The sequence below is a fragment of the Rhodococcus sp. ACPA1 genome, assembly GCF_002300195.1.
GTDB lineage: Bacteria > Actinomycetota > Actinomycetes > Mycobacteriales > Mycobacteriaceae > Rhodococcus_F > Rhodococcus_F opacus.
On record NZ_NSDX01000006.1, the window covers coordinates 92,386 to 107,940 of the forward strand.

The window sequence follows — 15,555 nt, forward strand, 5'->3', positions numbered from 1 at the left end:
CCGGTCCGACAGTCGAGTCGGGGCTGCGGTGCGGGCGCCGGACGGCGCCGGACGAACAGGCTGAGGAGTCGGTGACGATGGTGGGACGCGAAACGCGACCGAGTGGACCGTTTCGGGTGGGCGATCGCGTCCAGTTGACGGACGCCAAGGGCCGGCACTACACGGTCAACCTGGAGGCCGGCAAGGAGTTCCACACGCACCGCGGCGGCATCCTGCACGACGACCTGATCGGCACCGACGAGGGCAGCGTGGTCAAGTCGACCAACGGCACCCCGTACCTCGCGCTGCGACCGCTGCTCGTCGACTACATCCTGTCGATGCCCCGTGGGGCGCAGGTCATCTACCCGAAGGACGCCGCGCAGATCGTCCACGAGGGCGACGTCTTCCCCGGCGCCCGCGTGCTCGAGGCAGGCGCCGGCTCGGGCGCGCTGACGTGCTCACTGCTGCGAGCGGTCGGTCCGGAAGGGCGGGTCATCTCGTACGAGGTGCGCGACGACCACGCCGAACACGCGGTCCGGAACGTCGAGACGTTCTTCGGGGAGCGTCCCGAGAACTGGGACCTGACCATCGCCGACGTGGCCGAGTTCGACGCCGAGGCGGCGGGCGGTCAGGTCGACCGGGTGGTCCTCGACATGCTCGCCCCCTGGGACGCGCTGCCCGCGGTGTCCAAGGCGCTGGTTCCCGGCGGTGTGCTCATCGTCTACGTCGCCACTGTGACGCAGCTCTCGAAGGTGGTCGAGGCGATGCGCGAGCAGGAGTGCTGGACCGAGCCGCGGTCCTGGGAGTCGATCGTCCGCGGGTGGCACGTCGTCGGGCTCGCCGTACGCCCGGAACACCGGATGCAGGGCCACACCGCGTTCCTGGTGAGCGCCCGGCGTCTCGCCGAGGGAACCGTCACCCCCAGGCCGCAGCGCCGGTCGGGCAAGGGCTGAGACACGCCTTCGGCGGCGCCCGGACAGGACGCCGCCGAAGGAGGGAAAACTAGCTGCAGCCGGCGCGTGCCATGCCCAGCAGGGTGCACGTGCTCTCGTCCGACACCTTCCAGGTGCCGTCGACGTTCTCCCACGTCCACGCGGTCGGAGCGGCCGTGCCGTGCGGGCTGACGATCGCGACGTTCGCCGTCGCGGTATCGCCCTCTACCTGCACATCCGTGACCGTGAAGGACACCGGGTAGCTGGCCATGGCCGCCGTCATGGCCTCGAGATTCGGGCGGCGTTCGTCGCCGTCGACGACCACGACGGTCTTCTCGTCGACCGGTCGGGCGGGGTCCACGAGGACCTGGAGCGTACCGAGCAGTTCGTCCGACGTGGGGGCGGCAACCGCCTCGCCTGCCGCGGACGACGTGGCCGCGGACGTCGCTGTCGCGGTGTCGGAAGCGTCGTCGGACGAGCAGGCCGACATCCCGAGCGCGAAGACCACCGCGCCCACGGCAACCACGGACCTACCGATGAAGGATGTTCCGTTCAGGGGCTTGCGGATTATCACGACGAACCCTTTCGTTACACAGAACAGAGAGGAACTGCTCGACAGGTAGGTAAGGCTAACATGAGAGGTTCGGTGGCCCAGGGCGTCACGTATGCCGATTCGCAATCGGCAGAATCCGTGTCACGGCGCAGAATTCGGGCAGTGCCGGTAGCGTTGATAGATCTCATTGGGAGGAGACGCACATGAGCTCGACAGAGAACCCCGATTCGGTTGCGGCCGCACGAGAGCTCGAGGCGTTGCGCGCAGAGGCGTCGGCACTGCGCAGGCAGCTCGCGGAGTCGCCGGAACAGCTTCGTGAGATGGAATCGCGAGTGGACTCGCTGTCCATCCGGAACACCAAGCTGATGGACACCCTCAAGGAGGCCCGTCAGCAGCTCATCGCCCTTCGAGAAGAAGTCGATCGCCTCGGCCAGCCGCCGAGCGGGTACGGCGTGCTGCTCGGAGTGCACGACGATCAGACCGTGGACGTGTTCACCTCCGGACGCAAGATGCGGTTGACCTGCTCCCCGAACGTCGACGCCGAGACCCTCAAGCTCGGCCAGACCGTGCGCCTCAACGAGGCGCTCACGATCGTGGAAGCGGGCAACTTCGAGCGTGTGGGTGAGATCAGCACGTTGCGCGAGGTCCTCGACGACGGTCAGCGCGCCCTCGTGGTCGGCCACGCCGACGAGGAACGGATCGTGTGGCTGGCCGAACCCCTCGCGACCGTCTTCGAGGAGAGCGAGAGGGAGTCGATCGCGTACGACGCGGAATCGCCCACCCGCAAACTACGGCCGGGCGACTCCCTCCTCGTCGACACCAAAGCCGGGTACGCGTTCGAGCGGATCCCCAAGGCCGAGGTCGAGGATCTGGTCCTCGAAGAGGTTCCCGACGTGCACTACGACGACATCGGCGGCCTCGGACGGCAGATCGAGCAGATCCGTGACGCCGTCGAGTTGCCGTTCCTCCACAAGGACCTGTTCCACGAATACGAGCTGCGGCCACCGAAGGGTGTCCTCCTCTACGGTCCGCCCGGGTGCGGTAAGACGCTCATCGCCAAGGCGGTCGCCAACTCGCTCGCGAAGAAGATCGCGGAGGCCCGGGGACAGGACAGCAAGGAAGCCAAGTCCTACTTCCTCAACATCAAGGGCCCCGAGCTGCTGAACAAGTTCGTCGGCGAGACCGAGCGGCACATCCGGCTGATCTTCCAGCGGGCCCGGGAGAAGGCGTCCGAGGGCACCCCGGTGATCGTGTTCTTCGACGAGATGGATTCGATCTTCCGTACCCGCGGGTCGGGTGTCTCCTCCGACGTCGAGACCACCGTCGTGCCTCAGCTGCTCAGTGAGATCGACGGTGTCGAGGGACTCGAGAACGTCATCGTGATCGGCGCATCCAACCGCGAGGACATGATCGACCCCGCGATCCTGCGTCCCGGCCGCCTCGACGTGAAGATCAAGATCGAACGCCCCGACGCGGAATCGGCGCAGGACATCTTCTCGAAGTACCTCGTCGAGACGCTGCCGGTGCACGCCGACGACATCGCGGAGTTCGGCGGCGACCGCACGGCCTGCATCCGGGTGATGATCGAACGGGTCGTCGACCGCATGTACGCCGAGAGCGAGGAGAACCGCTTCCTCGAGGTCACGTACGCCAACGGCGACAAGGAGGTCCTGTACTTCAAGGACTTCAACTCGGGCGCGATGATCCAGAACATCGTCGACCGCGCCAAGAAGTACGCGATCAAGTCGGTGCTCGACACCGGTGCCCCGGGCCTGCGGGTCCAGCACCTGTTCGACTCCATCGTCGACGAGTTCTCGGAGAACGAGGACCTGCCGAATACCACCAACCCCGACGACTGGGCCCGGATCTCGGGCAAGAAGGGTGAGCGGATCGTCTACATCCGCACGCTGGTCACCGGTAAGAACGCGAGCGCGAGCCGCGCCATCGACACCGAATCCAACACGGGCCAGTACCTGTAAGCCGTTCGGCACCACCTGCGCGGCGGGAACTCGAACACGGGTCTCGCCGCGCAGGCGGCCGGGTGTCAGCGGTCCCGTGTGACGAGGTAGTCCTCCAGGAGCGCCCGGGTGTCCGGCACGAACGGCCACTGCGGGTCGCGCAGATGCGTCACCAGTTCGTGGGGCGTCCACCACCAACCCGACGCGATCTCGCTGGCCTGGTGGACGATGGGTCCGTCCCAGTGCGTCTCGTAGGCGTACAGGTGGCACCGCAGCCGCATTCCCTGCCAGTGCCCGTCCCACGCCACCGCCGCGATGGGGGTGAGGCCCACTCCGGTGACGCCCAGTTCCTCCGCCAGTTCCCGGCTCGCGGCCTCCTCCGGGGTTTCCCCCGGATCGACCACCCCGCCCGCCAGGCAGTCGTGATGACCGGCGAACACCGTCTTGGTGTCCGAGCGTCGGTGCACGTAGAGGCGCTTCCCGTCGCCGGATCGGACGAGGACGCCGGCGCTCGCGTGCCACAACCCCTCGGCGTAGACGCGGGAACGCGCGGCGGACCCCACCGGTCGTCCCGCACTGTCGAACACCGCCACCACTTCATCCGTGCCGGGTGGGGTGTTCGGTGCGGAATCCATGTGTCGATCCTGCCAGCCCCCCGGCGAACGTCGGTACTGTCGAGGTCGGTTGCTCGTTCCGGTGTCGAAGGGGTGCGAGGTCATGGCGTTGCCGCGTTCGATCGCCGGGTTCAACCGGGTCGTGACCAATCAGGTGAGCCGGCACGTCGCGACGATCCTGCCCGGTTTCGCCATCGTCGAGCACCGGGGCCGCACGTCGGGCAAGACGTACCGCACACCCGTCAACGTGTTCGTCGTGGACGGCCGCTACCGGTTCGCGCTGACGTACGGTGCGCAGAGCGACTGGGTGCGAAACGTGGTGGCGGCGGGCGGATGCACCATCGTGACGCGCCGCCGGACGGTGCACCTGACGGGCCCGAGGATCGTCACCGACAGCACCCACTCCTGGGCCCCCGCCGGGGTCCGCACGGTGCTCCGGGCGATCTCGGCGGACGAGTACCTGGAGTGCTCGCCGGACTAGCCGCCGGGAGCGGACGGCTCGCGTAGCAGGAGTGTGCCACCGGGTGGCGTCGGTGATCGCATAGGCTCGGCAGCATGCAGCGGATCATCGGTGTCGAAGTCGAGTACGGAATCTCCTCACCCAGCGAGCCTTCGGCCAATCCGATCTTGACGTCCACCCAGGCGGTGCTGGCCTATGCGGCGGCAGCGGGAGTGCCGCGCGCCAAGCGCACCCGATGGGACTACGAGGTGGAATCCCCGCTGCGGGATGCCCGCGGGTTCGACCTGGGCCGGCTGAGCGGCCCGGCGCCGGTGATCGACGCCGACGAGGTCGGCGCGGCCAACATGATCCTCACCAACGGCGCCCGGCTCTACGTCGATCACGCGCACCCCGAGTACTCGGCCCCGGAGGTCACCGACCCCCTGGACGCCGTCATCTGGGACAAGGCCGGCGAACGGGTGATGGAGGCGGCCGCCCGGCACGCGTCGAGCGTTCCCGGCGCCCCGCGACTGCAGCTGTACAAGAACAACGTGGACGGCAAGGGCGCGTCGTACGGCACCCACGAGAACTATCTGATGTCCCGGGCCACGCCGTTCTCCGCGGTGATCAACGGGCTGACGCCGTTCTTCGCGTCCCGTCAGGTGATCTGCGGGTCGGGCCGGGTGGGCATCGGCCAGTCCGGTGACGAGGCCGGTTTCCAGCTGTCCCAGCGGGCCGACTACATCGAGGTGGAGGTCGGGCTCGAGACGACACTCAAGCGCGGCATCATCAACACCCGCGACGAACCCCACGCGGACGCGGACAAGTATCGGCGTCTGCACGTCATCATCGGCGACGCGAACCTCGCCGAGATGTCGACGTACCTGAAGGTCGGGACGACGGCTCTGGTCCTCGATCTCATCGAGGCCGGTGTCGACCTCACCGACCTGCAGCTGGCCCGCCCGGTGACCGCCGTGCACCACATCAGCCACGACCCGACGCTGCGCGCCACGGTCGCGCTGGCCGACGGCCGGGAACTGACCGGGCTTGCCTTGCAGCGGATCTACCTGGACCGAGTCGACAAGTTCATGTCCGCCGAGGGCAACGACGACCCCCGCGTCGCCGATCTGATGGAGAAATGGGCGATGGTGCTCGACCTCCTCGAGCGGGATCCGATGGAGTGCGCTCACCTGCTGGACTGGCCGGCCAAGCTGCGTCTGCTCGAGGGTTTCCGGAACCGGGAGGGCCTCAACTGGTCCGCGCCGCGACTGCATCTCGTCGACCTGCAGTACTCGGATGTCCGCCTGGACAAGGGGCTCTACAACCGGCTCGTCGCCCGCGGGTCGATGGAACGCCTCGTCTCGGAGCAGGCCGTGCTCGACGCCGTCGACACCCCGCCCACCGATACCCGCGCCTACTTCCGGGGTGAGTGCCTGCGCAAGTTCGGCGCCGACATCGCGGCCGCGAGCTGGGATTCGGTGATCTTCGATCTCGGTGGCGACTCCCTGGTCCGTATTCCCACCCTCGAGCCGTTGCGGGGCAGCAAGGCGCACGTGGGGGAGTTGCTGGAGTCGGTGGAGACCGCGAAAGAACTCGTCGACGAGCTCACGAACTGACCCGTCGACCGGTCGCGGACGGATCTGCGCCGGAACTCGCCGTCGCGTCGGCACACGTGCGGCGGCGACGCTCGGTAGGGTGAAGGTCCGAGCGGATGATGTAGTCAGACTGCTTGGCAGGACAGGACGCTCGGAAGAAGAGCTCCCTTCACACAAGGAGGTCGGCTGCGATGGCGCAAGAGCAGACCAAACGTACTGGTGGCGGCGACGAGGACGACACCCCCGGCGGAGACGGTGCCGCGGGTCAGGAACGTCGCGAAAAGCTGGCCGAGGACACCGACGACCTGCTCGACGAGATCGACGACGTGCTCGAGGAGAACGCCGAAGACTTCGTCCGGGCCTATGTCCAGAAGGGCGGCCAGTGACGGCGGATCGACCGGCATTGCGGACAGGCGACGGTGACACGAAGCTCAGTTTCGGTTCGAATCTGAGCTCGTTCACCGAGTATCTGCGTGGTCACGCACCAGAATTGCTGCCGGAGAATCGGATCGGCCATCGTTCGCACTCGACACGGGGTGGTGACGGGATGGAGAGCGGTGATCTCGCACCGCACGGAACGACGATCGTGGCGCTCACCTACAAGGGTGGCGTCCTGCTCGCCGGCGACCGGCGCGCGACCCAGGGCAACCTGATCGCCAGCCGGGACGTCGAGAAGGTGTACGTCACCGACGAATATTCGGCGGCCGGCATCGCCGGCACCGCGGGGATCGCCATCGAACTGGTCCGCCTGTTCGCCGTCGAACTCGAGCACTACGAGAAGATCGAGGGCGTTCAGCTGACGTTCGACGGCAAGGCCAACCGCCTGGCGTCGATGGTCCGGGGCAACCTGGGGGCGGCGATGCAGGGTCTCGCGGTCGTCCCGCTGCTTGTCGGCTACGACCTCGACGCGGACGACGAGGCCCGCGCGGGCCGCATCGTCTCGTACGACGTCGTCGGCGGCCGGTACGAAGAGCGCGCCGGATACCACGCGGTCGGTTCGGGATCGTTGTTCGCGAAGTCGGCACTGAAGAAGATCTACTCGCCGGACAGCGACGAGGAGACCGCCCTGCGGGCGGCCATCGAATCGCTGTACGACGCGGCCGACGACGACTCGGCCACCGGTGGGCCCGACCTGACCCGCGGCATCTACCCGACCGCGGTCACGATCACCGAGGCCGGTGCCGTGCACGTGTCCGAGGAGACGACGTCCGAGTTGGCTCGGCGCATCGTCGCCGAGCGCACCGAAGAAGGGGGGTCTGCGCGATGACCATGCCGTATTACGCGTCCGCCGAGCAGATCATGCGGGACCGCTCGGAACTGGCGCGCAAGGGAATTGCCCGCGGACGCAGCGTCGTGGTGCTCACGTTCCGCGACGGCGTGCTGTTCGTCGCGGAGAATCCCTCCACCGCGCTGCACAAGGTCAGCGAACTGTACGACCGGCTCGGCTTCGCAGCCGTCGGCAAGTACAACGAGTTCGAGAATTTGCGGCGCGCCGGGATCGTCCATGCCGACATGCGCGGCTACTCCTACGACCGCCGGGACGTGACGGGCCGATCGCTGGCCAACGCGTACGCGCAGACCCTGGGCACGATCTTCACCGAACAGCCCAAGCCGTACGAGGTGGAGATCTGCGTCGCGGAGGTCGGGCGAGTGGGCAGCCCGAAGGCGCCCCAGCTGTACCGCATCACCTACGACGGATCCATCGTCGACGAACAGCATTTCGTCGTGATGGGTGGCACGACCGAGCCGATCGCGACCGCCATGCGCGAGTCGTACCGTGCCGACCTCGATCTCGAGGCGGCGGTCGGTATCGCGGTCAACGCCCTGCGTCAGGGCGGTGCCGGGGAAGGCGAGAAGCGGAACGTCGACATGGCCAGCCTCGAGGTGGCCGTGCTCGACCAGTCCCGGCCTCGCCGCGCGTTCCGGCGGATCACCGGACCCGCGCTCGAACAGCTGATTCCCGCAGCGCCCGCGGCCGCCTCGGAGCCCGCTCCGGAGTCGAAGCCGGACACCGAGACGAAGCCGGCCGACCCTCAGGACTGAGGCCGGTACACCGCGATCGCTTCGGGCACCGTCCGGAAGTCGAACCTCAGGGCGTCGGCGACCACTTCACCGTCGGTGGCCAGCGCAACCGGCGAGCCGTCCACGCGGACGGTGAGCCGGGGCACGAGGGATCGGACGTACACCCGGCTGCTTCCGAGCGTTCCGGTGGCGGCGGCGAACAGCAGCCGCGGCCGGGACGCTCGCCGGTCGGCCCGCACGTACCGGACATCGAGCAGTCCGCCGGTGATGGCGGGACGCGACATCGGAACCTGATCGCCGGGGGAATACCGACCGTTCCCCACGAACAGCATCCAGACCTTCACCGGCCTGCCGTCGATGGTGACGGCGAGCGGTGTTGCCGCGGAGAGAATCCGGATCATCGCCACACATGCCGCGGGCCACTTTCCGTACCGTGGCTGCCACTTCTCCCGCAGTCGCACCGCGTCGGGATAGCCGCCGAGACTGGCGGTGTTGAGGAATGGCGCCGGCTCCGCGACATCGGTGTGGACGACGGCCTGATCGACGAGAACCGCATGCCCGGTCTCGACGGCGTTCACCGTGTCCGAGATGTCGGCGACGCCGGCATCCCGTGCGAAGTGATTGAGCGTGCCGCCCGGGAACACCGCCAGCGGCAACGCGTGACGCGCTGCAGCGGACGCGACGGCGACCACGGTCCCGTCTCCACCGCACACTCCGAGGGCGCGCGGCTTCCTGTCGGTCACCCAGGCGTCGAGTTGTTCGGCGAAATCGCGGTCGGTGTCGAGTGCGCGCACGTCGGCCTTGGGGAGAGCGGTCGTGATCTCCTCACTGGGATCGACACTGTCGGGCCCGGACTCCGGGTTGACCACCACGAGCAGGTCCTCACCGCCCCGAAGTGCCGGTGCGTCGACGGTGGGGCCCAGCTCTGCCGGTTCCTCCGTGCGCACCGCCCACCAGCGGCGGGTGCCCGACGCGACGGCCCCGCCGAGTAGCAGCCCGGCGGCAACATCGGTCGGCCAGTGCACGCCGTTGTGCACACGGGAGTAGGCGACCGCGGCGGCAAGGGGGGCCACGACGGCAGCGGTCGCGGGCGATTCCAGGGCGACGCCCGTGGTGAACGCCGCCGCCGACGCCGCATGTCCCGACGGGAACGACGAGGACCGGGGGATCGCCACCCCGCGCAGCACGTTCGTCCATACGCGGGCAGGCGGGCGCCGCCGGGGGAACAGCGGTTTGAGGATGCCGTTGGCCAGACCGCTCGCCATCATGAGGGACAGCAGTCCGCGCACACCACCGCGGCGGGCGCGCCCGCCGAACAGTCCCAGCACCGCCGCCACGAACCACCACAGGAGCCCCTTGTCGGCCGCGCGGCTGAGGAAGCGCATGGCCCGGTCGAGCTCGGAGGGGCTCAGGTCGGCGCTGCGGTCGAAGACGATCTCGTCGGCCCGGTGGATTCGGCGTAAGTGTCGGTTCACCATCTCAGGGTATGCGCGGGGTGTCGCCGGAGGGTTTTACCGCTCCGCCGGGTGATCGGCGTTGTACTGTCGAGGTGTGCAGCGACGAATCATGGGAATTGAGACAGAGTTCGGTGTGACCTGCACCTTCCATGGTCACAGGCGACTGAGCCCGGACGAGGTTGCGCGCTACCTGTTCCGGCGGGTGGTGTCGTGGGGCCGGAGCTCCAACGTGTTTCTCCGGAACGGTGCCCGCCTGTATCTGGACGTCGGCTCGCACCCCGAATACGCGACGGCCGAGTGCGACAACCTCATCCAATTGGTCAACCACGACCGGGCGGGGGAGCGCGTTCTCGAGGAGCTGTTGATCGACGCCGAACAGCGGCTCGCCGAGGAAGGCATCGGCGGCGACATCTACCTGTTCAAGAACAACACGGACTCGGCGGGCAATTCGTACGGCTGTCACGAGAACTTCCTCGTGGCCCGGGCCGGCGAGTTCTCCCGGATCTCGGACGTGCTGCTCCCGTTCCTGGTGACGCGGCAGCTGATCTGTGGCGCGGGCAAGGTCCTGCAGACGCCGAAGGCGGCCACGTTCTGCCTGTCGCAGCGCGCCGAGCACATCTGGGAGGGCGTGTCCTCGGCGACCACGCGGTCGCGGCCCATCATCAACACCCGTGACGAGCCGCACGCCGACGCGGAGAAATACCGCCGCCTGCACGTGATCGTCGGCGACTCGAACATGTCCGAGTCGACCACCATGCTGAAGGTGGGCACGGCGGCGCTCGTGCTCGAGATGATCGAGGCCGGGGTGTCGTTCCGCGACTTCGCGCTCGACAACCCGATCCGCGCCATCCGCGAGGTCAGCCACGACGTCACCGGACGCCGCCCGGTGCGGCTCGCCGGCGGCCGGCAGGCCAGCGCCCTCGACATTCAGCGGGAATACCACGCGCGCGCGGTGGAACACCTGCAGAACCGGGATCCTGATCCGCAGGTCACTCAGGTCGTCGACCTGTGGGGTCGCATGCTCGACGCCGTCGAGACACAGGACTTCGCGAAGGTCGACATGGAGATCGACTGGGTGATCAAGCGCAAGCTGTTCCAGCGCTATCAGGACCGGCACGGCTTCGAGCTGGCCGACCCGAAGATCGCGCAGCTGGATCTGGCGTACCACGACATCAAACGCGGTCGCGGCGTGTTCGACGTGCTGCAGCGCAAGGGTCTGGTGAAGCGGATCACCGAGGACGAGACGATCGAGGCGGCGGTGGACACTCCGCCGCAGACCACCCGGGCGAAGCTGCGCGGCGAGTTCATCACGGCGGCGCAGGAGGCCGGACGCGACTTCACGGTCGACTGGGTGCACCTCAAGCTCAACGACCAGGCCCAGCGGACCGTGCTGTGCAAGGACCCGTTCCGGTCGGTCGACGAGCGGGTGGAGCGGCTGATTGCCTCGATGTAGCGGCGCTGTGAGAGTCCGTAACGGGCTCACCCACTAGGCTTCCGGGCGTGCCGACTTCCAAGATCGAGCGGTTGATGAACCTGGTGATCTGTTTGTTGTCCACCAGACAGTTCCTCACCGCCGAGAAGATTCGCGAGAGCGTTGCCGGGTACGCCGACTCCGCGAGCGACGAGGCGTTCAGTCGCATGTTCGAACGCGACAAGAACGAGCTCCGGGATCTCGGTGTTCCGCTCGAGACCGGGCAGGCGTCGCGTTTCTCGACGGTCGAGGGCTACCGCATCAACCGCAACGCGTACGAGCTCCCCGACATCGACCTCAGCCAGGAGGAGTCCGCGGCGGTCGCGGTGGCGGTCCAGCTGTGGGAGTCCCCGGAGTTGACGTCCGCGGCTCAGGGGGCCCTGCTCAAGCTGCGTGCGGCGGGTGTGCAGGTGGATCCGGATTCGGCGGCCACCCCGATCACCGCGGTGCCCGCCCGCACCCGAGGCTCCGAACCGGCGCTCGGCAAGCTGCTGGCCGCGGTCGATGCGGGCCGCGCCGTGCATTTCCCGCACCGCGGCGCCCTGAACGAGCCGTACACCCAGCGCACCGTCGAACCCTGGGGTGTCGTCACCGCGCACGGCCGGTGGTATCTCGTCGGTCACGACGTCGACCGGGGGGCTGTCCGGACGTTCCGGCTGTCGCGGATCGGCGACGACGTGACGGAGTTCGGACCGTCCGGGGTAGTCCACAAACCGGCGGGCGTCGACCTCCGGGAGATCGTCGACCGGGTCACCGGTTCGGGGGAGGTCACCGGCACCGCGACTGTGTGGGTGGCCGAGGGCCGTGCCCAGGAACTGCGCCGACTGGCGACCACGGCGGAGGAGAAGCGGGTGAACGAGCGCAGCGGCACCGTGCTCGGGATCCCGGTCCGCTCCCGGGACTGGATCGCGCGGCTGGTCGCGGGCCACGGGGCGGACGCCCTGGTCCTCGATCCGCCCGAACTACGTCACGACGTGCTGACCAAGCTGAAGGACGCCGCACGGGGAGGGGGGACGTCGTGAGCAACAGGCTGTCGTCGAGACTGTCCCGGCTCCTCAACCTGGTGCCGTACTTCATCGCGAACCCCGGGATGAGTGCGGCCGAGGCCGCCGCCGAACTGGGCGTCACCACCACACAGCTGATGTCCGACCTCAACCAGTTGTGGGTGTGCGGGCTGCCCGGCTACGGTCCCGGCGACCTCATCGACCTCTCGTTCTCCGAGGAGAGCATCGAGGTGACGTTCTCGGCGGGCATCGACCGCCCGCTGCGGTTGACGTCCACCGAGGCGACCGCGCTTCTGATTGCCCTGCGTTCGCTGGTGGAGATGCCGGGCATGGTCGATCCGTCCGCGGCGCACAGCGCGATCGCGAAGATCGAGGACGCCGCGGGCACCGCGGCGGCCCGCGCGGCGGTGACGCCGGCGTCGGAGCGGGAGGCGGTGGAGGACGTGGCGGAGGATCCCATCGCCGCCACGGTGCGGTCCGCGCTTCATCATCGGCGTGCCCTCCACCTGACGTACTACTCGGCCTCCCGGGACCGCGTCACCGAGCGCACCGTGGATCCGGTGCGGGTCGTGCTGGTCGACAATCAGAGTTACCTGCAGGCGTGGTGCCGGCAGGCCGAGGGGGTCCGGCTGTTCCGGCTCGACCGGATCGACGCCGCCACCGAGCTGGACGAGCCGTCCACACCGCCGGCGCAGGCTCTCGTGCGGGATTCCAACCTGGAATTGTTCAGCGGCGACGCGTCCCTGCCCCAGGCCCGGTTGCACATCGGCGCCGACTGCGTCTGGGTGCTCGACTACTACCCGATGGACGTCCGGACGGTCGCCGCCGACGGCTCGGTGGAGGCGAGCATGAGTTACGGGGCGCTCGAGTGGATGGCCCGGCTCGTGCTCGGGTTCGGTGCCGGAATCACGGTGCTCGAACCGGCGGAACTGGTCGACGAGGTGCGCCGCCGGGCCGTGGAGGCATTGTCCGCCTACGACGCCGTCGAGGCATGAGCGGCGACGGGCGTCCGCTGCGGATCAGCGTCTTCGGCGCGGGCAGCATCGGCTGCTATGTCGGGGGCCGGCTCGCGGCGGCCGGCGCCGAGGTGACCCTGATCGGCCGGGAGCGCGTCGGGGCGGAGATCCGCGACCACGGGTTGCGGCTGACGGACCTGCACGGAGCGGATATCCGGGTCGGTGCCTCCGACATCGCCTTCGCCACCGGCCCCGAGTCGGCGGCCACGGCCGATCTCGTCGTGGTCTCGGTGAAGTCGGCGGGGACACCGGAGGCAGGTGCCGCACTGGCGTCGGCGATCGGTTTCGACACGGTGGTGGTCAGTGCGCAGAACGGGCTGGGCAATGCGGACACCCTGCGCGCGGCACTGCCGGAGCACGTCGTTCTCGCGGCGATGGTGCCGTTCAACGTGGTGCACCGCGGCGACGGGCATTTCCACCAGGGCTCCGAGGGTGACCTCGAGATCGAGCAGCATCCGGCGGTGCGCGCATTCGCGGCGGTGTTCGACGACGCCGGGCTGCCGCTGCACGCACGTGAGGACTTCCGCTCGGTGCAGTGGGCGAAGTTGCTGCTCAACCTGAACAACGCGGTCAACGCCCTGTCCGGTCTGCCGCTCCGCGAGGAGTTGTCGCAGCGGTCGTTCCGGCGCGCGGTCGCCCTGGCCCAGCGGGAAGCGCTCGCCCTGCTGACCGCCCGCGGCATCGCTGTCGCCAAGCTCACGCCGCTGCCGCCGCAGTGGATTCCCCGGTTGCTGACCGTCCCGGACGGGGTGTTCCGGGTGGCGGGCAGCCGGATGCTGGCCATCGACCCGCACGCGCGATCCTCGATGTGGGACGACCTCGAAGCGGGCAGGCGCACCGAGGTGGACTGGATCAGCGGGGAGGTCGTGCGGCTGGCCGCGGCGTCGGGTGCGGACGCCCCTGTGAACGCGCGGCTGGTCGAACTGATCCGCGCGGCCGAGGCGGGCGGGAACCGGCATTGGTCCGGGGACGCCCTGCTCGCCGATCTGCGCTCACAGCGGGCACCCAGGAAACCGACAGGCAAACGGCAGCGCAACTAGCAAGTTTCGACCGGGCTGGTGCCGTGTATGTCCGGTAGCATCGGGGTCACCTGATCTTTTGGAGGTTTCATCATGGGAGCCATGAGCCCCTGGCACTGGGCCATCGTCGCGCTGGTCGTCATCATCCTGTTCGGTTCCAAGAAGCTGCCCGATGCGGCTCGTGGACTCGGCCGTTCGCTCCGCATCTTCAAGAGCGAGGTCAAGGAGATGCAGAACGACAACAGCACGCCGGCGCCCACCGCGCAGCAGAGCGCGCCCGCCGAGCTGCCCGTGGCAGACACCACGGCCGCACCGGTCACCCCGCCGGCGCCGGTGCAGCCGCAGCACACCGAGCCGAAGTCGGCTTAGCCCGAGCCGCCTGACAACCGGGGTGAATCTTCACCCCGGTTGCCTGCTGACCAAGACTAGGGCGAACAACAGTGCGAATTCCGTTCGATCCGCGCACCAGCAAGCGGAGGACCAATCCCGACGGCACGATGTCGTTGGTCGATCACCTCTACGAGCTGCGGACGCGACTGCTCCTGTCGGTGCTGGCCATCCTGGTCACCACCGCAGTGGGCTTCTACTGGTACTCCCACCAGATTCTCGGGATCGAGAGCCTCGGTGAGCTCCTGCAGGGACCGTACTGCTCGCTGCCGGCGTCGAGTCGCGCCGACCTGACCAGCGACGGGTCGTGCCGCCTCCTCGCGACCGGACCGTTCGAGCAGTTCATGCTCCGGTTCAAAGTTGCGTTGACGGCGGGCATCGTCCTCGCCTGTCCGATCTGGCTGTACCAACTGTGGGCGTTCATCACTCCCGGCCTGTACGCGAAGGAACGTCGCTACGCGATCGGCTTCGTGGTGTCCGGCGCGGTGCTGTTCATCGCGGGCGCCGTCCTCGCCTACGTGGTGGTCGCGAAGGCCCTGCACTTCCTGCTGACGATCGGTGACAACGTCCAGATCACCGCACTCGGCGGCGCGGAATACTTCGGGTTCATCATCAACCTGCTGATCATCTTCGGTGTCAGCTTCGAGATCCCGCTGCTCATCGTCGCGCTGAACTTCGTCGGCATCCTGCCCTACGCGAAGCTCAAGGCGTGGCGCCGCGGCCTGATCTTCGCTCTGTTCGTGTTCGCCGCGATCGCCACCCCCGGGCAGGACCCGTTCTCGATGCTCGCGCTCGCGTTCGCGCTGACCCTGCTGTTCGAGGTCGCCGTGCAGATCGCCCGCCTCAACGACCGCCGCAAGGCCCGTCGCACGGAACAGGAATGGGGTGCTCTCGACGACGACGAGGCGTCGACGATCGCCGCGCCGACGGACCTGAACGAGGCGTTCGACGTCGCCGCCACACCGGTCCCCGAGCCAGCGGGCCGGTTCCGGCGGTCCCGCAAGTCGGGCAAGTCCGGCGCAGCGAACAAGAACGACGACGCGAGCACGACCGGCAGCAACACACCGGGTCAGGACTTCTCCGACACCCTGTGACAATCTGACGGGGTG

Annotated in this window: 16 protein-coding genes; 13 read left to right on the plus strand and 3 right to left on the minus strand. The window is 68.4% G+C overall.

Translation table 11 applies throughout. From position 1 onward, the window contains the following. Positions 1-77: 77 nt before the first annotated feature. Positions 78-932, plus strand: a complete 855-nt coding sequence (locus tag CJ177_RS29820) for a tRNA (adenine-N1)-methyltransferase (RefSeq protein ID WP_095869274.1) — start codon at positions 78-80, stop codon at positions 930-932. 49 nt (positions 933-981) lie between these two features. Here the strand turns inward: CJ177_RS29820 and CJ177_RS29825 are convergent, their stop codons facing one another. After that, a complete protein-coding gene (locus CJ177_RS29825; protein ID WP_005243006.1) occupies positions 982-1,485 on the minus strand; it encodes a hypothetical protein in 504 nt (167 codons plus the stop codon). Between the two features lie 182 nt (positions 1,486-1,667). Here CJ177_RS29825 and arc point away from each other — a divergent pair, with 182 nt between their 5' ends. Next, positions 1,668-3,443: a proteasome ATPase gene (gene arc, locus CJ177_RS29830; RefSeq protein ID WP_005243005.1), complete on the plus strand. Its 1,776-nt coding sequence runs from the start codon at positions 1,668-1,670 to the stop codon at positions 3,441-3,443. A 65-nt stretch (positions 3,444-3,508) separates the two neighbouring features. Here the strand turns inward: arc and CJ177_RS29835 are convergent, their stop codons facing one another. After that, positions 3,509-4,057: an NUDIX domain-containing protein gene (locus CJ177_RS29835; protein WP_061046061.1), complete on the minus strand. Its 549-nt coding sequence runs from the start codon at positions 4,055-4,057 to the stop codon at positions 3,509-3,511. Between the two features lie 82 nt (positions 4,058-4,139). Here CJ177_RS29835 and CJ177_RS29840 point away from each other — a divergent pair, with 82 nt between their 5' ends. The 5 genes from CJ177_RS29840 to prcA all read left to right on the plus strand — a co-directional run bounded on the left by CJ177_RS29840 (position 4,140) and on the right by prcA (position 8,113). Further along, positions 4,140-4,517, plus strand: a complete 378-nt coding sequence (locus CJ177_RS29840) for a nitroreductase family deazaflavin-dependent oxidoreductase (RefSeq protein WP_095869521.1) — start codon at positions 4,140-4,142, stop codon at positions 4,515-4,517. Positions 4,518-4,591: 74 nt separating this feature from the next. Continuing rightward, positions 4,592-6,091, plus strand: a complete 1,500-nt coding sequence (gene dop, locus CJ177_RS29845; RefSeq protein ID WP_005242993.1) for a depupylase/deamidase Dop — start codon at positions 4,592-4,594, stop codon at positions 6,089-6,091. A gap of 170 nt (positions 6,092-6,261) precedes the next feature. Next, the gene (locus CJ177_RS29850; RefSeq protein ID WP_005242990.1) at positions 6,262-6,456 is read left to right on the plus strand and encodes a ubiquitin-like protein Pup; all 195 of its coding nucleotides are present in this window, start codon (positions 6,262-6,264) and stop codon (positions 6,454-6,456) included. Beyond that, positions 6,453-7,337 carry a proteasome subunit beta gene (prcB, locus tag CJ177_RS29855; RefSeq protein WP_025432817.1) on the plus strand — a complete coding sequence of 295 codons (885 nt, stop codon included), beginning with the start codon at positions 6,453-6,455 and terminating at the stop codon, positions 7,335-7,337. Before CJ177_RS29850 ends, prcB begins: the two co-directional genes overlap by 4 nt. Next, on the plus strand, positions 7,334-8,113 hold the full coding sequence (gene prcA / locus CJ177_RS29860) for a proteasome subunit alpha (protein WP_005242982.1): 780 nt from the start codon (positions 7,334-7,336) through the stop codon (positions 8,111-8,113). The genes prcB and prcA overlap by 4 nt, the downstream gene beginning before the upstream one ends. On the opposite strand, the gene CJ177_RS29865 is transcribed toward prcA, so the two are convergent. Next, positions 8,104-9,570 carry a phosphatase PAP2 family protein gene (locus CJ177_RS29865; RefSeq protein WP_095869275.1) on the minus strand — a complete coding sequence of 489 codons (1,467 nt, stop codon included), beginning with the start codon at positions 9,568-9,570 and terminating at the stop codon, positions 8,104-8,106. The genes prcA and CJ177_RS29865 overlap by 10 nt on opposite strands. 73 nt (positions 9,571-9,643) lie before the next feature. Between CJ177_RS29865 and pafA the strand changes: the two genes are divergently transcribed. The 6 genes from pafA to tatC all read left to right on the plus strand — a co-directional run bounded on the left by pafA (position 9,644) and on the right by tatC (position 15,540). Further along, positions 9,644-11,002, plus strand: a complete 1,359-nt coding sequence (gene pafA / locus CJ177_RS29870; protein WP_005256282.1) for a Pup--protein ligase — start codon at positions 9,644-9,646, stop codon at positions 11,000-11,002. Positions 11,003-11,049: 47 nt separating this feature from the next. After that, positions 11,050-12,042, plus strand: a complete 993-nt coding sequence (locus tag CJ177_RS29875) for a YafY family protein (RefSeq protein WP_085990310.1) — start codon at positions 11,050-11,052, stop codon at positions 12,040-12,042. Continuing rightward, positions 12,039-13,019 (plus strand): YafY family protein, encoded by a 981-nt coding sequence (locus tag CJ177_RS29880; RefSeq protein ID WP_005242974.1) that lies wholly within the window; start codon positions 12,039-12,041, stop codon positions 13,017-13,019. The genes CJ177_RS29875 and CJ177_RS29880 overlap by 4 nt, the downstream gene beginning before the upstream one ends. After that, positions 13,016-14,080: a 2-dehydropantoate 2-reductase gene (locus CJ177_RS29885; RefSeq protein WP_005242972.1), complete on the plus strand. Its 1,065-nt coding sequence runs from the start codon at positions 13,016-13,018 to the stop codon at positions 14,078-14,080. The genes CJ177_RS29880 and CJ177_RS29885 overlap by 4 nt, the downstream gene beginning before the upstream one ends. Before the next feature lie 72 nt (positions 14,081-14,152). Next, positions 14,153-14,428, plus strand: a complete 276-nt coding sequence (tatA, locus tag CJ177_RS29890; protein ID WP_005242971.1) for a Sec-independent protein translocase subunit TatA — start codon at positions 14,153-14,155, stop codon at positions 14,426-14,428. Positions 14,429-14,499: 71 nt separating this feature from the next. Then, positions 14,500-15,540 (plus strand): twin-arginine translocase subunit TatC, encoded by a 1,041-nt coding sequence (tatC, locus tag CJ177_RS29895; RefSeq protein WP_025432816.1) that lies wholly within the window; start codon positions 14,500-14,502, stop codon positions 15,538-15,540. The last annotated feature ends 15 nt before the right edge of the window (positions 15,541-15,555 follow it).